This is a genomic window from Mammaliicoccus sp. O-M54, from assembly GCF_022386035.1.
In the GTDB taxonomy this organism is placed as follows: domain Bacteria; phylum Bacillota; class Bacilli; order Staphylococcales; family Staphylococcaceae; genus Mammaliicoccus; species Mammaliicoccus sciuri_A.
Genome location: NZ_JAJNJE010000009.1, coordinates 1 through 21,663 on the forward strand (window position 1 = coordinate 1; position 21,663 = coordinate 21,663).

The following is a 21,663-nucleotide window of genomic DNA, read 5'->3' on the forward strand; positions in this document are numbered from 1 at the left end:
TAATTATATCTTCAATTCCAGCACGTGACGCTTCTTCTACAATATATTGAATTGTTGGTTTATCTAATATTGGTAACATTTCTTTAGGCATTGCTTTTGTAGCAGGTAAAAATCTTGTTCCTAAACCAGCGGCAGGTATAATTGCTTTTTTTATTTTAGTCATAATAATCTCCTTTACTTAAATACATTTATAAATTCTTGTTTAGATTTTTCTTTATAGTAATTGAAATCAAATTCTTCAAACGATTTATTTCCTTCTAGATGTATCATAAAGCCATCTACAAGGCCTTCTACACTGTTTTCTGTAATTATCGCTTGATTTTCATTTAAATATTCAGTTGTTTCTTTTAAATTCACTGTTATTACATCAGTATTTAAAGCTAATGCTTCATATACTACTAACCCTAAACCTTCATAATTTGAAGATAGAACGAAAGCATCCACATGATCTAATAAAGGATATGGGTTGTTTATGCCACCCAGAATTACAATATTTTCTTTTGCAACTGAATCTCGAACCCATTGAATCGTTTGAGATTTCAAAGGTCCATGTGGACATACCATAATTAAAAATACATTAGGATTTTCAATATATACTTTTTCAAATGCAGCTATTAACTTATCGTGACCTTTTTGATAATCATATCTTCCAATATTCATGTATACTTTAATTTCTGGATTATACAAGGCATCGAGCATTCTACATTTTGAAACCCTCATTTGATTATATAATTCCACAGAATGAACAATAGGGTCCTTCTCATTTAAATTAAAGTATTCATCGATTACATCTTGGTTATTCACAAATAAATGTTTGAACGTTTCTGTTAACTCTCTATCTTTTAAGAAATCTTCATAAAGTCCAGTAATAGAGTTTACAATACTTTTTTCTATTTTATCTTTTTGAGTTACTAATGTTGATTTTGAATATTCTTCTTTAGTTTCCAATTGCTTTATAGAATTAGTTATATTTTCCGTCAATACTGTTTGTTCTGGATAATCCTGTATTATTTTATCATCTAGCTGTTCTTGATCTAAATTGGCAAAATCCAAATACATATTTTCGTTATAAGCATAATCAACATGTACAATATCAATTGATTCTAATAAATTTTCTTTTGCTAGTTTTCTTGTTCTTTGTTCTCCTAAGAAATTATTTACAGTGACGACTTTATTAGAAACTTGAGGTAAATGATTGATTAGATTTGCTTTTAGATTTCTATGAACAAGTACGATTTTATTTGCTTTTTCATATGCACCATAGATAATTTTTTTACTAAAATTCTTTTTAGCTTCATACTCAGCAAACATATCAGTATGAACCCAGATAGCAGTATTGGTATCAATATGTCGCATCATTTCAGCACTTTTTCTTTCAAAACCAGTATAATGAATAAACCAATCTATTTTTAAATCACCAAATAGTCTACTAAATTCTTCTTTAAAAATTCTGCTTAAATCTTTTTCCATGCCTTTAATTTTGAATTTTTCGTTCCATAAATATCTTTTCATCAGCAATCTATCTTTAATACTACCGTTTATTTCTCCAACTGTTGGATAAAAATGAACGTTTTCAGGTAAATCTAACAAGCGATAATAATGTTCTTTTTTAACCTTATCTTTTTCAAAGAAACAAATATAATTTTTTTCTGTAGTATCAATATTTTCTAATGTGTTGATTAAAGCAGTCGTAATACCATTGCTCCAAAATCCTCCACTAACAATTACTACTGTTTCTTTACCATTATGAAGATTATGTTCTTCAATCGTTAAATCATCTTTATCTAGAAACATATGATTAATAATAATTTTAGGCGCATCTATCTTGTCATACTTATTATATTCATTTTTAAATTCTTGATAATCGATTTGTTGCGGAATTTGTTCAACTTGCTTTAACAATCCTTCTAAGCTATTTGATTGTAGAAATGGGTATAATGATAAATCGTCATATAAACCTCTATTTTCTTTATAATCTTTATAATCATAAGTATAAAGTATAACTGGTTTACCTAAATTCACGTAATCGTACATTACTGATGAATAATCTGTAATAAGACAATCAGTGACAGCTAGAAATTCATATGTCTCAATGTTAGACGGGAATGGTTTAACTTTCTCGTATGAATCTGGAATAATCGTTTTTTCAAATGGATGAAGTTTTACGTATAGCACTGTATTTTCATCTAAATTTTCTTCAAAATATGTAATTAACTTTGTAACATGTTGTGAATTCTGTACACTACCAATATTCCCTCTCCATGTAGGCATATATGCTAGTATTTTTTTATTATTTAAATTCAAATCATTTCTATTCTGATTTCTTTTCTCTTCTTCAAAAAAGACACTGTTTCTTGGAGAAGGACCAACTATAAATTTACCGTTATAAACATTGTTTAAATGATGCGTTCTTGCCAATATTTCCATTGTTTTTTGATTATTGACATATATTCTATCAGCCATATAGAAGTTTCTTTGCACATTAGCAATATCTACTACTTTAGGAATATCTTTACCCATATGTTTTAAAGGTGTTCCATGCCAAATGATATAATATTTCTGCCCTTCTCTCTTATTAAAGAATGGATAAAATGTTGTATCATTTATTAAATATTCACAAGTAGCCATTAATTCATAGTATTGATTCGACATATGTTTTACAAAATTAATTTTCTTTAGTTCTGACTTATCGAAAAATAACTCAATATCTTCTGTCTCTTTCAAAGCTACATAAATTTTAAAATTTAGTTTACTATTATTTAACAATTCTTTTATCATGTAATAAATATGACCACTATATGTATCACCATGCACCGCTTCAAAAAGTATATTACCTTTTTTAATTTTTTTATTACGTCTTGCATTTACATATATTAACTTACCTTTATTTTTCTTATAATTATTATATTTCTTTAAAACTCTATTTTTCATTTTTTCCTCTTCTTTCTAATAAATTGTTATCTATTATAATTTCGGGAAATTCAGTCAAACTCGATCAACACATCGAATCGTCTGTCGATTATTCTATTCCTCTTTATATTCACCATTTTTAATTTCCAAATAATCTTGAACTATATTTTGTATTTTAATTAACATGTATATTAAAACCGTTGCCATGCTCATAAATTTGAGAAATAACTTCATATCTCAGCCCCCTTGTCCCATATCTCTTTATTTATAATTTTGTAAAATATCAAGTGTATATTTTGAAATCTTAACTACTATTTCTATTTATAAAACAACATATTAATAAAAGCGTTTTCAAAAATAGGAAAAATAATACATTTTACATACTATGATTATATCATTAAAATTCAAAAGAAAAAGGTAATTATTTGAAGTCGCAAAATTAAAACTTACTCTCTTCAATTTTAAAATAATAGACATTTATTTTTTTGTTTTTCTATAGTATTTTAATTCAAGAAATATCGAACAAATCTAAAATAATATATATTTCATACAAACTACTTATAATAAGTTGATTGTATGTCCTCCAAGATTTAATAGTATGATCCTCATATATTTTTAGCTACTTATTCTCCTGTATCATCTTATTATGTGTCACGCGGTTATCGAAATTTTTAGCGATATTAATTTTATAATCTGTATGTTTGTCATAATCTGTTCCATACACGCAAGCATACAAGATATCCATTAAGAAGCTGATGGAATCTCGAGTTGTGAAGTTGCTTATTTTGGAATATAACTTTTCTCTTGTTGAGATGCGTAATGTACTGTCTGCGTATTTGGTTACTGTATTTTCACCAATACTTGTGAGTCCGATAATCGGAATATGCTTTTTCTTTAACATTGGTAATAATTTCAAGATGCTTTGATTTTCACCACTATATGAAATGAAGATGGCACATGTATGTTTCGACGACTTCTCTATTTCAAAGTGGGGTTCGAGTGCACAGAGTTTAACGGTTTTGCCAATTTGGTTCATTCTCATTTCAAAGTCTTCGCATATCATCAAATTATGATACAGTCCAAAGATTTTAATGGTTTCCGCTTCTTTTAAATACGTGACTGCTTTATCCAATTCTTGATGATCGATTAAATGCACAGTATCGTCTATCGTTGTTTGATTGAGTCGTGCTAATTTATGGCTAATGGAAATGTTATTATCTGATGCATCAAATGGAAAGTTTGCATCTATTGATTCATAATGTCGATTTAAGTATTCTACTTCTTCTAAATAATGATCTTTCAACTCTAACCAACCGTCGTATCCTAACTTTTTAGCTATGCGAATACCAGTAGAAGGATGTGTATATGTTTCTTTAGAAATTTGATTTAACGTCTTAGACTTAATCTTCTCTTTTTCTTCAAACAAATATTGAATGATACTTTGTTCTGCTTGTGAAAATATATCTTCTTTCATTCTTTCTGTTAAAAGCATATTGATATCTCCTTTTGTAAAAAGTCATTACAAAAATCCGGTTTATTTTTAGGAAATTTGTAAATGCCATTTGATAATGCCCGATTTGCCTTTTTAATGATTACTTCTATTTTATACTTAACGTGTATAAGAAAGAAAATATTAGGAGGTCATTATAATGGAAAAAGGGATAAAAATTGTAACTATCGGTGGCGGCAGCAGTTATACGCCTGAATTGATGGAAGGTTTTATTAAACGTTATGAATCGTTACCTTTAAGTGAAATTTGGTTGGTGGACATTCCTGAAGGTAAAGAGAAATTAGAAACTGTCGGCAAAATGGCACAAAGAATGTGGGATGCTTCTCCATATGATGTCACAGTACATTTATCATTAGATAGACGCGAAGCTTTAAAAGATGCTGATTTCGTTACAACACAATTTAGAGTAGGTTTATTAGATGCTAGAATCAAAGATGAGCGCATTCCTTTATCACATGGTTTCTTAGGTCAAGAAACGAATGGTCCGGGTGGTATTTTCAAAGCGTTAAGAACAATTCCTGTCTTATTAGATATTGTCGAAGATATGAAAGAACTTTGTCCAAATGCATGGTTAATTAATTTTACAAATCCAAGTGGTATGGTTACAGATGCTATCGTACGATACGGCAAATGGGAAAAAGTACTTGGTCTATGCAATGTACCTGTGAATAGTTTGATTAATGAGCCGGAAATGTTGAATGTTGGTGAAGGAGAACTTACACATCATTTTGCAGGGTTAAACCATTTCCATTGGCATCGAGTTAAAGACGCAAATGGTCATGACGTGACTGATCAATTAAATAAACAATTAGTTGAAGATGCATCATCGTTACCTTCTAATATCTTTGATGTGCCATTTTTCGAAGAGCAATTACAACAAATGCAGCTCATTCCATGTGGTTACCATAGATATTACTACCGTGCAGAAGAAATGCTTGAGCATGCACTTAAAGAATATAATGATCCAGAAATCGGTACGCGTGCTGAACAAGTTAGACAAACGGAAAAAGAATTATTTGAACTCTATAAAGATGAACATCTCGATCATAAACCAGAGCAACTAAGTCAACGTGGTGGTACACATTATTCAGATGTCGCATGTGAGACAATTGCATCTATCGCTTCAAATAAGAATACACATGTCGTAGTATCTACTGTTAATAAAGGAGCAGTACCAGATTTAGCACCTGATGATGTGGTAGAAGTGTCAGCATATATCAACGCGACAGGTGCTCAACCAATCGCATTCGGTTCCTTACATCCAGCAGAACGCGGATGGTTACAAGTAATGAAGAATATGGAATTATGTGTAGAAGAAGCAGCCGTTACAGGAGATTACGGATTACTATTACAAGCATTTATTATCAACCCATTAATTCAAAGTGGAGAATCTGCGAAACAAGTGATGAATGAATTACTCATTGCTCATAAAGCATACTTACCACAATTCGCTGACACAATCGCTCAATTAGAAGCACAAGGTGTCACTATTAAAGATGACAAAGCAAGAGCATTGAGTGCAGAAACATCATTGAAAGAAGTGTAAGTAAGAGTATAGGAGTCTTGGATAAAGCGTGAGGCAGAATGATGTCTCACGTTTTTTTGTGTGGATGTGGATGTGAATGTGGTGCGCTAACGATCTTGTTTGTGATTCTTGAGCGTTAGAATTTCTAACAATCTTGTTTTGCACTCTTGATCGTTAGCGCCTGCGTTCCTCTCATTTTTTGAAAATTTCTACCGGCTAACGATCTTGTTTGCGATTCTTGAGCGTTAGAATTTCTAACGATCTTGTTTTGCACTCTTGATCGTTAGCGCCTCGGTTTCTCTCATTTTTTGAAAATTTTTATCCGCTAACGATCTTGTTTGTGATTCTTGAGCGTTAGAATTTCTAACGATCTTGTTTTTTCACTCTTGATCGTTAGCGCCCCCATCAAAATACAAAAAAGCCGATTGTGCCCCTGCACAATCGGCTTCAATACTTTCCTATATGATAATATTATCTATTAATCTTGCTTGGCTAAATTTAACGGCTAGTGAAATAAAGATTTGTCCTTCTATTGTATGTTGTTCTTCTAATTCTGGATAACTGTAAATTGCAACTTCTACTATATCTCCGCTCACGTTACTTTTTAAATATTGCGTGATAGCTTGTATTAAGACGTCACTATTTCTTTCGCCTTCATCATATTTCTTCTTAGCTAATGCTAAACTTTTAGATAAATGTACGGCTTCTTTTCTTTCTTCTTCTGTTAAATAAATATTTCTTGAACTTTTTGCTAGTCCGTCTGCTTCTCGCACGATATCTATTGGTACGATTTGAACTGAGTGGTTAAAGTCTTCTACCATTTTCTCTATTATAGCGAGTTGTTGTGCGTCTTTTCTACCAAAGTATGCGCGTGTTGGTTGAATAATATTAAACAGCTTATTAACAACTGTTACAACGCCATCAAAGTGACCTGGTCTTTTCTTACCTTCTAGCACTTGTGCTAAACGACCTACTGTAATCGTCATCTCTAGTTCTCCTGGATACATTTCTTCAACTGTTGGATGAAATACATAATCTACACCAATTTGTTTAAGTTTCTCTAAATCAGATTCAAATGGTCTTGGGTAATCATCAAAATCTTCATTAGGTCCGAATTGTAATGGATTTACAAAAATACTCACTGCGGTTACATCATTTTCTTCTATTGATTGTTTCATCATTTTTAAATGACCATCGTGTAATGCACCCATCGTTGGTACGAGTCCTATTGTTTTACCTTGAGATTTAAATTGAGATACGATTGAATTCATACCTTTAATACGTTCTACTACTTGCGTCACTACTCTGTCTCCCCCATCACTTTCTTCTTATATGTGTGTGCTTCTGAAGGGAATGCACCACTTTTAACTTCTTCATGATATGCTTTTAGTGCATCTACACCATTTGAAAAATCACCATATTGTTTCACAAACTTAGCAATATGTTCTGAACCGTAATTTAATAAATCATGATATACAAGTACTTGACCATCTGTACCTTTCCCTGCACCTATACCGATAACTGGAATTGTCAGTTGTTCCGTAATCACTTCTGCCAAATCACTTGGAATCGCTTCTAATACGAGCATCACTGCACCTGCTTGTTCAACTGCTTTCGCATCTTCTATCAGTTGTTCAGCTTCTCTTTTTGAGCTTGCTTGTAATTTATAACCTGTAATGCCGACACTTTGAGGTGTTAAACCTAAATGAGATACGACTGGCACACCAATTTGAGTACAACCTTGGATCAATTTCGTATGCACACCTTCGATTTTCACAGCGTTTGCTTTAGTATCTTTATACAATTGAATCGCATTTTTCATATCCGTTGTATGATCAATACCGACTGCTCCAAAAGGTACATCAACGATTACGTAACTTTCTGGTGCACCTCTTCTAACAGCTTTCGCATGATGTATCATATCTTCCATTGTCACTTCGACTGTACTATCGTAGCCCAACACAACCATTCCTAAAGAATCGCCTACTAAAATAGTGTCTATTCCTGCTGCTTCTGCTTGTTTAGCACTTGGATAATCGTATGCTGTAATCATGGATATTTTTTCTTTTTGTTCTTTCATGGACAACAATTGTTTAATGGTTTTCATCCCGTACCACCTTCTTATATTTGTTATTATGTATATATTAACATTGAAAGGAAAATAATAAATGAAAAAGTTTGGAATAATCGGTCCTGGCGCTGTGGGTACAGCCATTACATTTGCATTAACGCAATCAAACCTTGATGTTACGCTGTTTGGAAGATCAAACGCTACAGTCTATTTCCAAGAATACAATCAAGATGTGCAACATTCATTTCCCGTTCAATCTTTAGAAGATGCACATGAAAAAGTAGATATCTTATTTATTGCTGTTAAAGCAACGCAACTTGACGCACTCATCCCGTATCTTCATCATATCCTACATGCTAATAGCGTTATTATTTTAACTCAAAATGGCTATGGACAGTTAGAGAAAATTGATCACCCGCACAAATTTCATGCAGTCGTTTATATAAGTGGCCAAAAAGAAGACAACGTCGTCACGCACTTTAGAGATTGGACTTTAAGATTACCTGTTCACGCACAAACATTAGACATTAAAAGTTTAACTGAAAATAGTTTACTTAATATTGAATGTCTCGAAGATTATGATCAACATGTTTGGTATAAATTAATCGTCAATTTAGGCATTAACACGGTAACTGCTCTAACAAGACAACCAGCTCGTGTACTTAAACATGATCAAATACATGCACTTTGTTACAACTTATTAGTTGAAGGTAATCGTGTCGCTAAAGCTGAAGGTATTTATTTTGATGATGATTTTGAAGAGAGCATTATGAAAATTTATGAAGGCTACCCTGATGACATGGGTACAAGTATGTATTACGACATCATAAGTGAAAGACCTTTAGAAACAGCATTTATACAAGGTTATATCTACAAAATTAGCCAAAAACACAATTTAACAACACCTTATATAGATAGTACTTATGCAGTTTTAAGTACTTATTAATGCATCAATATTAATAGCCCCTATACCACGGGAATAATGGTATAGGGGCATTTTTTATACGTTTAATTTTCGAGTAAATAAAGTGACGATTGATAGCATAAATGCTATCATATAAATATGAAAAGCATAATATTTGAATACGACAATATAGTAAGTTTTCAAGAATATCTCAACAGCATACCTGTTAAAGATTCAGTTAAACTACTTCAGATTATATCTTTAATTGAAGAATATGGAATTCAACAAGCTCAAAAAATGGAATGGACAAAGAAACTAGAAAAGAATCTTTATGAAATACGTTCGAAAAGAGGTAGTAACATTCAACGAGTTATATATTTTAGAGTAGTTGATAACAGATATGTAATAACTCACGGTTTCACTAAGAAACAACAAAAAACACCTAAAAAAGAGATTGAAAAAGGTAAAAGAATTAGAAGAAATTATTTAGATTAAGGATGTGAAAAAAATGAGTCAAACAGACAAACTGATTGCTAAAAGTATAAGCGATAATCCTCATTTAGCTCATGAACATAAAATGGCAAGAAAAAAATTAAGAGCTGCAATGTTGGTTGTTAACTTAAGGGAGGAAAAAGGCTGGTCCCAAAGAGAGTTAGCTAATAAACTTAACAAACCTCAATCTACTATAGCCAGAATTGAAAACGGAGATGTTAACCCTTCTTTCGGTTTAATGGATGAAATCGCTCATTTAGCTGATAAAGAATTAACTTTGACTAAATTATAGAATACTTAATATTCTTTTTGGCTTTGACAAATTAATAGTACACATTAATTTATAGCCCCTATACCACGGGAATAATGGTATAGGGGCATTTTTTATACGTTTAACTTCCTATTTAATATATCTTCCATCATCAACCAACCTTTTTGATCTGTATTATCTGGGTCATATGGTTCGAAACCATAATTTAAATACATATTAATTGCTGGATAACTTGTTGTTTGTGTCGTTAAATATACTTCTTTATGACCAAGCTCTATTATTTTGTTAAGTGCTGCACTCAATAATGGCTTTGATAATTTCTTACCTTGATATTCCGGTTTAATGGCTACGAAATGTATTCTACCTAGATGTGAGTCTGTTAATGGTAATTGCCCGAACCATGCTGTCGTCGTTCCTATTACGTCTCCTGAATTATTCTCAATAAATAAGCATCTATATTTCATTTCTTCTATATGAGAGCCAAATTCTTTATGAAACCTTTGCAATGCTTCGTCTATATTTGAAAATTCTCCTGCAGCAGTTTCAACTTCTGCCCAAAGACGTTCGTCCCCTTCTTTAAACAATCTAATTGAGTAACCTTCTGGTAATTCATATTCAGGTATGTTGTCTAAATGATTTCTAATCATCTTAAGCTTAATTCTTTCCATAATAATACACCTCTATTTCTATAAAGTTACTGTAAACGTTTCAAATTACAACTTGTCATATGCCTATTATCTTTTTAATCTGACTGTCATAAAAGAAATTTTATTTTTATTCTCCTGTAACCTATGATATCAAAAATGGTGTTAGAGTGTATGAAGTAATAAAGATACAAAATTTATAAATGCTTTAAATAGCACATGGAGGATATTTTTTTATGAAGAAATTATTATTTGCAACAACAGCTGCAGCAGGCATTATTGCTTCTGGATTTGGCGCTCAAGCAGATGCAAGTGAATATACAAACTACTCTAATCAAAATACAAACTATAACTATACAACTACACAAGTCGCTCAACCGACTCAAGCAACTCAAACTACAGAATCAACTGATTCATCTAATACAAGTGAAGTATATAAAGAGTTTATCGCTGCTGGCGGTACAAAAGCATTATGGGATAACATCGTAATGCCTGAATCTAGCGGTAACCCAAATGCCGTAAATGAACTTGGCTACAGAGGTCTTGGTCAAACTAAAGAATCTTGGGGTACAGGTAGTGTTACTGAACAAACTAAAGGCATGATCAAGTATGCTAAAGAACGTTACGGTTCAATCGAAGCTGCAATTGCTTTCCGTCAAGCTAATAACTGGTGGTAAGATATAAATAAACAAACATCTGCTATGTGGATTTCCACATAGCAGTTTTTTTATACACAAAATCTTTGACAAAACCCGATATACATATTATACTCAACTTGTATCTAAATTAAATACAAGAAAGAGGTTATGTAAAATGAAAATAGGTGTTATAGCAGCAAACGGTAAAGCAGGTAAATTAATTACAGAAGAAGCAATTAACAGAGGATTAGATGTAACAGCCATCGTTCGTAACGAAAATAAAACAGTGGCAACACAATCTATTATTAAAGATATATTTGATTTAACAACTGAAGACTTAACACAATTCGATGTTGTTGTAGATGCTTTCGGTGAAATTAGAGAAGACAAACTTCATTTACACCAAGACTCTATTCAACATTTAAGTGATATTTTATCAAACACAAACACACGATTAATTATTATCGGAGGCGCTGGTAGTTTATACGTTGATGATCAATTAGAAAATCAACTTTTCGATACACCTGATTTTCCAGAAGTATTTAAACCACTTGCAAAATCTCAAGGTAAAGCTCTTGTAGACCTTCGTAAAAGAGATGACGTACGCTGGACATTTATAAGTCCTGCAGCAGAATTTATAGCTGATGGAGAAAGAACTGGAGAATACATTTTAGCTGGGGAAGTCTTCACTTTAAACGATAAAGGTGAAAGTAAAATAAGCTATGCTGATTACGCCATTGCATTAGTAGATGAAGCAACTGAAGGTAACCATATCCAAGAAAGAATTTCAGTATTATCAAAATAATACGCATTTACTATCGCAATTCTCATCTCTCAAAGTTATAATAAATAAGGAATCTAAGAGGTGAAAAGCGTGAATACACAAATATCAGTAGCAATTCATATATTATCATTACTATCTGTAAACAAAGAACCTATATCTAGTAAATTTATAGCAGGTAGCATTAATAGTAACCCTACACTTGTAAGAAAAATATGTAAATATTTAAGAAATGGTAACTTAATCGAGAGCCAACAAGGTAAATCAGGCTATCGACTGGCTCAATCAGCAGACCAAATCTTATTAGGCGACGTTTATAAACTTATTCAAGATGAAGAGCATTTCGCTAAAATTCATCAAGACACAAATCCAGATTGTATCGTCGGACAAAATATACAGTCTGCATTAGATGATGTATACACACAAGTAGATCAACAAATTATTGATACACTCAATCAAACATCCATATTAGATTTAACATCTAAAATGACCGAAACCGTACAGTAATTTTAATTATATAGAAAAAGCTGGAGACATCTTTAACAACAGATGTCTCCAGCTTTATTTTTGTTTAAATGAGAAACTGAGCGCACGATATCTACGAGTCTTCGTGCGTTACACCCCTATTTTGTACCCTAGCGCACGATATCTACGAGTCTTCGTGCGTTACACCCCTATTTTGTACCTTAGCGCACGATATCTCTCAGTCTTCGTGCGATACACTCCTATTTTGTACCCTAGCGCACGATATCTCTCAGTCTTCGTGCGATACACCCTTATTTTGTGCTCTAGCGCACGATATCTCTCAGTCTTCGTGCGTTACACCCCCATTTTGTACCTTTGCGCACGATATCTAATTAAAAAACACTAAATATATAAGAATATGTATTAAATTATTCAATCCATGCGCTATAATGGCTACTTCTAATCGGTTAGTCTTTAAATAAAGTGCGCCAAATAATAATCCTATTCCAAAGTAAATGATAAACTCACCTATGCTTGATGGTCCATGTGACAATCCAAATAGTACACTAGATGAGATATATCCTATTAATAGGTGTCCTTTAAACATCCCTTTTAACATGAAACCTCGAAATATAAGTTCTTCAAATATTGGTCCTAGTATCACAAATATAATAATAGATATGTATAGAGGTAAAGTATTTAAATCTTTATATACTTCCATTTGATTTTGTGGTTGTCCTATAATTGCCGATACAGTCCAATACATGATAAGTGCTATACCTAATGTACTCAATGTATATTTGATATCTGCTTTCTTTAAAGCTTCAAATTTAATAAGTTGTAATTGGAATCGATGCATTAAATAAAGTAACAGGATAAATAACACACACCCTATTAATACAATGAACAAATTGCTAGCTAACGCAATCGATGTATATGTACCCATGCATATAATAATGAGTAAACACGACTTTAAGATTACATACTTCGTTTGATCTTGAAAAATTGGTTCACTATCTTCAAACATTTGTTTCATACTCATTTATTTATCCTCATTTCAATAAATTAACAATTTATTTTTTATAAATAAATGTATTTCGTCCATTATAACAGGAAATCTTATGTTATTGTAACTTCTCATTATACAGCTTATTTCCAGATTTTTTACATAAAATACTGACATGACAATATGAAATATCGTATATTATATATATGTATAATTATATTTTGTAGGTGATTTAAAAGTGAACTATTTTATTGTAAATAATATCAATAATAAAATAACTGGCATTGAAAAATCAGTTATAAATAGACTAAAATTATTTAATTCATACAACTTGTCAGCAAAAATTATTACATTATCTTGGAATCCTAATTTACATAAGAATGCTCATATATTCGGAGTAAATAAACAAGTCTTTTCAATGTTTGATTATTTTCAAGAATCTATAAACATTCATATGAATACAGTTAAAGACTGGATTGAATATTGGCAACATGATTTGAACTATGAAATTAAATATATTCCTAATACAAACGATGTAAGAGTATTTCGCAATGGTAAGAGATTTATATATGCTAGTTTCCGCGACTCCGACTACAAATTATTAAATTTTGTGAATCATATAGATACAAAAGATAAAAAATGTAAAAGAGATTATTACGATTCTAGAGGTTTCTTAAGTCGTATTAGATATATGTGTGCTAAAGAAAAGCCGGTCTATGATGCTTATTTAACACCAAATGGACAAGTAAAGTTAGAAATATATTTCGATCAAAATCAAGAAAAAGAAATCATTTCTAGAATCATGCTTTATGATTTTCATTCTAAAGATTATATATTTGATAACAAAAATGAACTGGTCGCATTTTTCTATGAACATTTATATAAAGACGGTGACTTATTCTTTAGTGATAAGACTGCTATTACTTCTCCACCATTCTTACTTACAGATTCGAAAATACCCGTTATATCTGTATTACATAGTACACATGTTAAGGACAACAATGATATCGAAGGTTCAGACATTAAAAATATTTATGGTAGTGTATTCAATCATTTAGAGCGATTTTCTGGTATTTTAGTATCTACTCTTCAACAAAAGAAAGATGTAGAGAAGCGTATTCAATCAAAAATACCTGTTTATAATATTCCAGTTGGATATGCTCAACCAATAGAGCCGAATTATTCACCTACTGTGCCTGACGGACCAATTAAATTAATGTCGATCGCACGATATTCACCTGAGAAACAACTCGAGCATCAAATTCGACTCGTCGATAAATTGAAAGAAGATTTTGAGCAAATTGAACTTCATTTATTTGGATTTGGTAGTGAATTAAATAAATTAAAAGAATTGGTTGATTCATTAAGTTTAGAAGAACATGTTAAATTCCGTGGATTCATCCCTAATATTACGAAAGAAATGCACAAATTCCATGTAAGTATGATAACAAGTAATATGGAGGGATTTGCATTAGCATTGTTGGAATCATTATCAAATGGGCTACCTGCAATCAGTTATGACATCCCTTATGGACCAAGTGAATTGATTGTTAACGGTAAAAACGGTTATCTTGTTCCTAGAAATGATGAGGACAACCTTTATGAAACCGTGAAGTCTTACTTAAGTAATCCTGAACTGCAAAAAACATTCCGAGACAACTGTATGACTGAATCACAAAAATACGCACAAAGTGAAATTATTAAGAAATGGCTTCATTTATTAGGTGAAGTAAAATCATAAATTCAAACAAGAACCCCCAATTCATCATTCTGAATTAGGGGTTCTTATTTATGTTATTTCATAGGTACTATTAAATAAAATGTTGTACCGACATCCTCTTTACTTTCTACCTTTAACTGTCCGTCCATTTGTTCGGCCAGATTTTTCGCAATATATAAACCTAAACCTGACCCACCCGTATCTTTGTTTCTAGACGCTTCAACGCGATAAGTGCGATCAAATATACGGTGTAAATGTTGCTCTGCGATACCTGGACCATCATCAGAAACGGCAATGCATATATTACTGTCTTCTTTCGTAACTTTAATTTCAACTCTTGTTCCAAGTTGTGTATATTTAAATGCATTATCTAAAATATTCATGAGTATACGTTCTAATGGTACTTTATATTGTTTGAAGTAAGTGATATCTTCACATAAATTAACATCTATCGTGCGATTTTCACTCGCGATTTGTTGTTCATAAGATTGTAAAAGTGTCACAAAAAGTTTATCTAAATAGATCGTTTCTAATGGATAACTTTGTTTATGATCCCGATTAATTTCCATTACACTAGTCAATTCATCAAACATCATTGAAATTCTTTGAGATTGTTTAATTAACACACTGTAAGCTTTCTGTTGTTCATCTGATTGACTGATAATACCTTCTTTTAAACCTTCTGCATAGGACGTAATACTTGATAATGGTGTCTTTAAATCATGTGTTAAATTTTGTACCATTTCACTTTTTTCTTGTTGTTCATATTGAACTTGTTGTATTTGCGCTTCAATATTTCGAGCCATAGTATTAAAGGCCTCACTTAATTCTTTCATTTCTTTCGGACTATCTATTTTTATGGCCGTTTCACTATATTGTCCATCTGCTATTAATTTTGTTTGTTTATTCAACAATCTAATACGTTTAACTAATGGCGTAATAAACAACATACAAATGACTGTCGTTAAACAACTTGAAATAATCGCACTAATCGTCAAAAGTAATGTTGTATGTGCATTAAACCACATCCATTTATATGCAATTGCTAGAATAATTGTCGTTAATACAATGCTACTGATAAATGCAGTGATAACTTGTGTTCGAATTGTTAGCATTTATTTCGCCCTTTCAAATTTATAACCTAATCCCCAAACGGTTTTAATAACATATTCATCATATTGATGTTGTTCTAACTTTTCTCTTATACGACGTATATGTACATTTACAGTGTTGGCATCTTCGTAATAGTCGTATCCCCATACTTTTTCGAGTAGTTCTGATTTAGAAATGACCATTTTCTCGTGGTCTGCTAAATACCAAAGTACATCAAATTCTTTTACTCTTAATGATACTTCTTGATCATTTACTTTAATGATTTTTTCTTGTTTACATAATTGTAAAGAACCAAATGTTAAGTAATCTTGTTTAAAATATTTTTGAGTACGATTTAATAAGTTATGCGCTCTTAACACGAGTTCACGAGGACTGAATGGTTTCTTTATATAATCGTCTGCACCTAACGTCAATGCATAGATCGTATCGTGTTCTTGCGTCTTAGCAGTTAAATAGATAAAAGGAATGTCTAGTTCCCGCGCTTTCATCTCTTTAACGACATCATAACCGTTTTTTTCGGGCATCATAATATCTAATATCATTAAATCAATTGCGTCATTCAACTGATGGATGGCTTGTTGTCCATCCGAAGCTGTCACAACTTGATGCCCTTCATATTCAAAGTAAGTCTTACAAATATCTAGAATATCTTGTTCGTCATCTACAATTAAAATATGCGCCATAATCTCTATCCCGCTTCCTTCTTCATAAACTTCTTAACGATAGCAGCTGCTGATAATTTACGTAAACTTCTGATATTTAATGCAATCAATATAAAGCCTACAAGCTGAAGTGGATACGTAAAAATCATATCTGCTAAAATGTAATTTATCATTATAAATATACCAAAAAGTGCTGCATAATACTCCAGAAATCCTAGAATTAAAGCTAATCCTAAAAATATTTCACCTAAAGGAATGACCCATTCCCATAAAGTCGTATATGGTGCAATAATATGCTCAAAAAACCACTTGTACCACATAGGAGAGTCTTGATTCTGTGCGATTACTTGCGTTAATCCTTGTAAACTAAACCCTCCTGTTAATTTTTCATATCCTTGCATATAGATTAAATAACCACTATAAACGCGAATGATTAAACATATGAATGTATATATCTTTGTCATGACATGCTTTCTCCTTTTATAAAGTTTAAGGGAAACTCAGAATTACTGAATTCCCCCTTAGTGAAACGTATTTATTTTAATTTAGCACTACCGAATACAACATGTGCTTTATCACAATAAATTGTCACTTCATTATATTTAGATGTGTCCATGTCTTTTAAATCAAATGTTTGTTCCATCTTATCGTAATCTACTTTATCAATTTTCATACCTTTTTTAATATCGCCATCTTTAGTTAAGTAAACATGTAAGTCAGGTCCTTTTGATGATTTGAAATCAGTTAACATTAATTTATTATCTTTAATCGTTGCCTTACCTTCTACTTTTTCACCATTCATAGATTCAAACATTCCAGACATCATCATGTCTTTCATGTCACTGTCTTTCATGTTTTCTTTACTCATGTCTTTATCTTTCATTTCAGTTTTCGTATCCATCTTATCGTCTTTTTGCATATCATTATTACCACATGCACCTAATAATATAGTTGTTGTTAATGCAAATGCTCCAAATGTTGTTTTAGTTAAGTTCATTTAACACATCTCCTCTTTAGTTGATATGTTAAGTTTATGCCCTATGACATCAATAAACCATTAACTGTTTATTAACTACTATGAACTCATTATTAATTCTCGATTTTAATGACACTTTGTGTTTCAGAACGGCTCATGAATACTTTTTTCGCCATATTGATAAATAATCCAGTCTCTACAACGCCTATGATAGATATTAAATCTTGATTTAATTGTTCTGGATGATGAATCTCTCCAAACTCACAATCTAATATGTAATGATCATTGTCTGTTATATATACATTTGAATCTTTCGTTCGTAATGTCGCTTGGCAACCTAAACTTTCTATTGCACGTGCTGTGATTTCCCATCCAAAAGGCACAACTTCTACTGGTAGCTTAAACTTACCTAACGTCTTAACGTATTTAGTTTCATCTATAATCACAATAAAATTATCCGTGGCATTCGCAACAATTTTTTCACGTAGTAACGCACCACCGCCACCTTTAATCAATTGAAGATTTTCGTCCACTTCATCAGCACCATCAATAACTAAATCTAAGTGGCTCACTTCTGAAAAATCAGTAAGCGGAATTTGATGAATACGCGCTAATTCAGCAGTATCTTCAGATGTTGGTATACCTTTAATTTGAAGGCCATTTTTAACACGTTCACCTAACTTCTCAATTGCATAACGCATAGTTGAACCTGTACCAATTCCTATCGTCATACCATCTTGTATATCATTAACCGCTTCATAAGCAACTTCTCTCTTTAGCTCATCTTGATTCACGTTGTACACCTCATTCGATTTTTTCAATTATTGTTTCAAGTTTAACACACCTAAAATATATGTTCAGAGTACAAAAAAGCTGAGGCAACTTCATGCCTCAGCTAATCAAAACTATATATATAAAATTATGGATTATTTAGTTTGAGAAGTTTCTTGATCAGTTCTTGGTAATGGGTAGAAACCTGCTACAAACTGTTTCCATAATGGGTCTGGTAAATCATGTTTATCTGCTCTTTCAGGATCGAATACAGAAACGATTTCGTCTTCTTTTCCTTGTTCGATTTTTGATACGAATTGGTAATCAAGTAACAATTCTCTACCAAGTGCAATAAGTGGTGCACCTGTTTCAATTGCTGATAATGCATCGTCAGCAGTAAAGATTGAACCAATTCCTATTAATGGCACACGACCATTTATCCATTCTAATAATAATTTAATACGTTCTTCACCTTTATATTGACCTTCTCTTGTTGTTGAATGAATATCCATTAATGATACATGTAAGTAATCAAGTGGTTTTTCAGATAAAGTCTTAACAAGTTGTTCTGTTAATTCCATAGAAATACCTGGAGATTCTACTTCTTCAGGAGAGAATCGATAACCTACAATAAAGTCAGGTGTTGCATGTTCACGTACAACTTTAAGTACAGCATCAACAACTGCTAAAGGATATTTAATATGTTCACCCCACTCATCATCTCTTCTGTTGTAATAAGGTGAGAAGAATTGATGAATTAAATAATGGTTTGCACCATGAATTTCAACACCATCAAAGCCAGCATCTATTGCTATTTTAGTAGCGTTCGCGAAAGATTCAATAGTATGTTCAATTTCTTCTACAGTTAATGCTCTCGCAACATGTGTTTCTTGTTGTCCGAAGCCTTTCACTTCAACTTCACTAGGAGCAGCCGCTTCACCAGTTGGCGTTAATCCAGGTAATGCCATCGCACCACCATGATGGATTTGAATTAAAGCTTTCGCACCATTTTTCTTCATAACTTCAGCTTGTTTCTTCAGCCCAGCAAGATCCGCTTCTTTAGATACAGAAGGTTGTCCAGGGAAAGCTTGGCCAAGTGGTTCAACATAACTCGCAGCAGTAATAGAAATACCTACATCTTGAGAACGTTTTTCTATATATGGAATTTCAATATCAGAAATCGTACCATCTTCATTTGATGAAATATGTGTTAATGGCGCAAGTACAAATCTATTCTTAACTTCCACACCATTCGGTAATTTTAAAGATTTAAATAAAGGTTCATATTTTTTGTTCATTTTCAATAACTCCTCCTTATGAAATAACACTATACCACCATCAGAAAATAACATGCCAATTTAATGCTTATAGAAATGGTATGAAATAGATTTTTTTGGTTATCTCGTGAGTTTACTTCATCTTTAACTCATATGTTTGGTAATTTATGAAAAGATAAAATTTTCTTTTAGAATCAATTAATATCAAATGAAGTTTCTTATAAATTAGGTGTCAAATTGATAAGGGCGCAAATGGTGAAAGTTACAAATATTAAAGTTTATACCATGAATATAGTAGCAAGCGATTGTATTATTTCCATATATTCTTATGATTTATGACACCATAATGCATAAGAATATAAAAAAATTGTCAAATCAGAAAGAAATGGCTATAATTACATAAAAAATTTGTAAATGAAATATGCTAATTTAAAATATTAATACTAATAAATGGGAGGTTTTTATGAATAATATTAAAGGAAATAGATATATATATCATTATCATGTTTTTGAAAATGCTATAGAATCTTTTGCTAACTATAATTTAAGTAAAATAAGAGAAGTGTTACCTATAGTGGCATATGGTGAATTTCAGAGAGAAAATGATATAAATATTGGGAGAATTACTGAGAACCATAAGCTTTTTAAAAGCCAAAAATTTTATAATGAAATATTAAAATACGTAGGAAGAAATTATTTAGAGTCTGAAGGATATTACAATAGTTATATATCTATGGATTCATACTCTAGTTATCATACTTATTTCTTAGCACCTATAGTATTTGAAAAAATGAATAAAACTATATATATTTACTTTACTTTGAAAATTTTTGATCAAAAAATCTTTTATGTAGAAATATCTGATGAGTTAGATAAATTAGAAATAACAGAAGATAATTTCAATATTTTAGAAACTGCACAAAAAAACGATAAAGTTTTAGCTCCTAAATTAACAAATGGAGAAATTGACTATGAAGAAATGGTAATAAAAGATGGAGTAATAAATGACTTTGTCACTGACTATTGGAAAGAAATAGTCGAAAATATTGAAAAAATTTTTAATCAAAAAACTAAACATTCTTATTATACTCTTTTTATGATAGACAATAGTATGCATAATATTTCTAGTAATATTAACGATTATAAAAAACTTGCTGCAGCGCCATATTATAATAAATTAGGAACTTATTTTTTAAATGAAGTAAATCAATTTACCTTTAATCATTTTACTTTTATTGGAAATATCGATCGCATGGTTATTAATATCAAAAGTGGAAAAAATGAATATGAAATCCCCAAAAAAGAGTATTTAAATGATAAGACACATTTTAGAGGAATTAACAATGCCTTTATTATGTCTGCATTAAACCACATTTATATAAAGAAAACTATATTAAATCTTTTGGCAGAAACTACATATGTTGATACACCGATACATAAAGAATGGCTCAATAAACTGGAAAAAACTATAATACAAGGATATTCTTTAAAATACTTGCCATCTCATAATCTAAGAAGTAAACTAGACAAAAATTTTATAGATGATAAAGAGTTTGAAATAATACAAAAAGTACATTTAGAAAATTCTAATAATGTAATAAATAAACAACAAAAGGTTATGGAATCAAAAATAAATTTTCTAAATATTATTATCTTAATATTTACTATTATTTCATTAGGTCAAATTATTAATATCTTTACAAATAATAAATGGGTTATAATGGGTATTATTTTAGCTGTTGGTATTATTACTTTGGTTATATATATGGGTTATTTAAATTGGGTGAAAAAGAAACTTATTTAGATAGGGTTACTAGTTTGTTCAATTATATATCTTATTAAAAATTAAAATTAATGTTTATCTATAGTACACTCCCATATTACAAATAAGGTTTTGAAATATTAGAAACTCAAATATGAATCAAAG

Annotated in this window: 22 protein-coding genes; 9 read left to right on the forward strand and 13 right to left on the reverse strand. The window is 31.1% G+C overall.

Annotated elements, in window-relative coordinates:
- The 3 genes from LQ673_RS12840 to LQ673_RS12850 all read right to left on the reverse strand — a co-directional run.
- A partial coding sequence (locus tag LQ673_RS12840) for a sugar phosphate nucleotidyltransferase (RefSeq protein WP_275584089.1) occupies positions 1-163 on the reverse strand: 163 nt, incomplete at its 3' end.
- 11 nt (positions 164-174) lie between these two features.
- Positions 175-2,931: a CDP-glycerol glycerophosphotransferase family protein gene (locus LQ673_RS12845; RefSeq protein WP_191836537.1), complete on the reverse strand. Its 2,757-nt coding sequence runs from the start codon at positions 2,929-2,931 to the stop codon at positions 175-177.
- A 598-nt stretch (positions 2,932-3,529) separates the two neighbouring features.
- Complete coding sequence (locus LQ673_RS12850) at positions 3,530-4,402, reverse strand: MurR/RpiR family transcriptional regulator (RefSeq protein ID WP_191836538.1); 873 nt, start codon at positions 4,400-4,402, stop codon at positions 3,530-3,532.
- A 157-nt stretch (positions 4,403-4,559) separates the two neighbouring features.
- Here LQ673_RS12850 and LQ673_RS12855 point away from each other — a divergent pair, with 157 nt between their 5' ends.
- Complete coding sequence (locus LQ673_RS12855; protein WP_191836539.1) at positions 4,560-5,966, forward strand: 6-phospho-beta-glucosidase; 1,407 nt, start codon at positions 4,560-4,562, stop codon at positions 5,964-5,966.
- A gap of 437 nt (positions 5,967-6,403) precedes the next feature.
- Here LQ673_RS12855 and panC read toward each other — a convergent pair whose 3' ends face one another.
- Complete coding sequence (gene panC, locus LQ673_RS12860) at positions 6,404-7,246, reverse strand: pantoate--beta-alanine ligase (RefSeq protein WP_191836540.1); 843 nt, start codon at positions 7,244-7,246, stop codon at positions 6,404-6,406.
- A complete protein-coding gene (panB, locus tag LQ673_RS12865) occupies positions 7,246-8,052 on the reverse strand; it encodes a 3-methyl-2-oxobutanoate hydroxymethyltransferase (protein ID WP_191836541.1) in 807 nt (268 codons plus the stop codon). The genes panC and panB overlap by 1 nt, the downstream gene beginning before the upstream one ends.
- 61 nt (positions 8,053-8,113) lie before the next feature.
- On the opposite strand from panB, the gene LQ673_RS12870 reads away from it, so the two are divergent.
- The 3 genes from LQ673_RS12870 to LQ673_RS12880 all read left to right on the forward strand — a co-directional run bounded on the left by LQ673_RS12870 (position 8,114) and on the right by LQ673_RS12880 (position 9,704).
- Positions 8,114-8,962 carry an oxidoreductase gene (locus LQ673_RS12870; protein WP_191836542.1) on the forward strand — a complete coding sequence of 283 codons (849 nt, stop codon included), beginning with the start codon at positions 8,114-8,116 and terminating at the stop codon, positions 8,960-8,962.
- Between the two features lie 117 nt (positions 8,963-9,079).
- Complete coding sequence (locus LQ673_RS12875) at positions 9,080-9,415, forward strand: type II toxin-antitoxin system RelE/ParE family toxin (RefSeq protein ID WP_037590126.1); 336 nt, start codon at positions 9,080-9,082, stop codon at positions 9,413-9,415.
- Positions 9,416-9,428: 13 nt separating this feature from the next.
- On the forward strand, positions 9,429-9,704 hold the full coding sequence (locus LQ673_RS12880) for a helix-turn-helix domain-containing protein (protein ID WP_037590125.1): 276 nt from the start codon (positions 9,429-9,431) through the stop codon (positions 9,702-9,704).
- A 92-nt stretch (positions 9,705-9,796) separates the two neighbouring features.
- Here the strand turns inward: LQ673_RS12880 and LQ673_RS12885 are convergent, their stop codons facing one another.
- Entirely contained in the window at positions 9,797-10,351 is a 555-nt protein-coding gene (locus tag LQ673_RS12885) for a GNAT family N-acetyltransferase (protein ID WP_191836543.1), read from the reverse strand.
- A 212-nt stretch (positions 10,352-10,563) separates the two neighbouring features.
- On the opposite strand from LQ673_RS12885, the gene LQ673_RS12890 reads away from it, so the two are divergent.
- The 3 genes from LQ673_RS12890 to LQ673_RS12900 all read left to right on the forward strand — a co-directional run bounded on the left by LQ673_RS12890 (position 10,564) and on the right by LQ673_RS12900 (position 12,253).
- Positions 10,564-11,004, forward strand: a complete 441-nt coding sequence (locus LQ673_RS12890; RefSeq protein WP_126476519.1) for an aggregation-promoting factor C-terminal-like domain-containing protein — start codon at positions 10,564-10,566, stop codon at positions 11,002-11,004.
- 136 nt (positions 11,005-11,140) lie between these two features.
- Positions 11,141-11,770, forward strand: a complete 630-nt coding sequence (locus LQ673_RS12895) for an NAD(P)-dependent oxidoreductase (protein ID WP_191836544.1) — start codon at positions 11,141-11,143, stop codon at positions 11,768-11,770.
- 69 nt (positions 11,771-11,839) lie between these two features.
- Positions 11,840-12,253 (forward strand): Rrf2 family transcriptional regulator, encoded by a 414-nt coding sequence (locus LQ673_RS12900; RefSeq protein WP_025906348.1) that lies wholly within the window; start codon positions 11,840-11,842, stop codon positions 12,251-12,253.
- A gap of 346 nt (positions 12,254-12,599) precedes the next feature.
- On the opposite strand, the gene LQ673_RS12905 is transcribed toward LQ673_RS12900, so the two are convergent.
- A complete protein-coding gene (locus LQ673_RS12905; protein WP_191836545.1) occupies positions 12,600-13,253 on the reverse strand; it encodes a CPBP family intramembrane glutamic endopeptidase in 654 nt (217 codons plus the stop codon).
- A gap of 202 nt (positions 13,254-13,455) precedes the next feature.
- Here LQ673_RS12905 and LQ673_RS14850 point away from each other — a divergent pair, with 202 nt between their 5' ends.
- Positions 13,456-14,958, forward strand: coding sequence for a glycosyltransferase (locus tag LQ673_RS14850; protein ID WP_239705846.1), 1,503 nt, complete (start codon positions 13,456-13,458; stop codon positions 14,956-14,958).
- 53 nt (positions 14,959-15,011) lie between these two features.
- Here LQ673_RS14850 and LQ673_RS12915 read toward each other — a convergent pair whose 3' ends face one another.
- The 6 genes from LQ673_RS12915 to LQ673_RS12940 form a co-directional block, all read right to left on the reverse strand.
- On the reverse strand, positions 15,012-16,052 hold the full coding sequence (locus LQ673_RS12915; protein WP_037590118.1) for a sensor histidine kinase: 1,041 nt from the start codon (positions 16,050-16,052) through the stop codon (positions 15,012-15,014).
- Positions 16,053-16,733, reverse strand: a complete 681-nt coding sequence (locus LQ673_RS12920) for a response regulator transcription factor (RefSeq protein ID WP_126476521.1) — start codon at positions 16,731-16,733, stop codon at positions 16,053-16,055. It lies immediately after the preceding gene.
- A gap of 5 nt (positions 16,734-16,738) precedes the next feature.
- Complete coding sequence (locus tag LQ673_RS12925; protein ID WP_037590117.1) at positions 16,739-17,176, reverse strand: DoxX family protein; 438 nt, start codon at positions 17,174-17,176, stop codon at positions 16,739-16,741.
- A 71-nt stretch (positions 17,177-17,247) separates the two neighbouring features.
- Entirely contained in the window at positions 17,248-17,709 is a 462-nt protein-coding gene (locus LQ673_RS12930) for a DM13 domain-containing protein (protein WP_037590116.1), read from the reverse strand.
- A 92-nt stretch (positions 17,710-17,801) separates the two neighbouring features.
- Positions 17,802-18,482: a ribose-5-phosphate isomerase RpiA gene (rpiA, locus tag LQ673_RS12935; RefSeq protein ID WP_191836547.1), complete on the reverse strand. Its 681-nt coding sequence runs from the start codon at positions 18,480-18,482 to the stop codon at positions 17,802-17,804.
- Positions 18,483-18,614: 132 nt separating this feature from the next.
- Positions 18,615-19,757: an NADH-dependent flavin oxidoreductase gene (locus LQ673_RS12940; RefSeq protein ID WP_037590114.1), complete on the reverse strand. Its 1,143-nt coding sequence runs from the start codon at positions 19,755-19,757 to the stop codon at positions 18,615-18,617.
- A 442-nt stretch (positions 19,758-20,199) separates the two neighbouring features.
- On the opposite strand from LQ673_RS12940, the gene LQ673_RS12945 reads away from it, so the two are divergent.
- Complete coding sequence (locus LQ673_RS12945; RefSeq protein ID WP_204171249.1) at positions 20,200-21,540, forward strand: hypothetical protein; 1,341 nt, start codon at positions 20,200-20,202, stop codon at positions 21,538-21,540.
- Positions 21,541-21,663 lie beyond the last annotated feature (123 nt).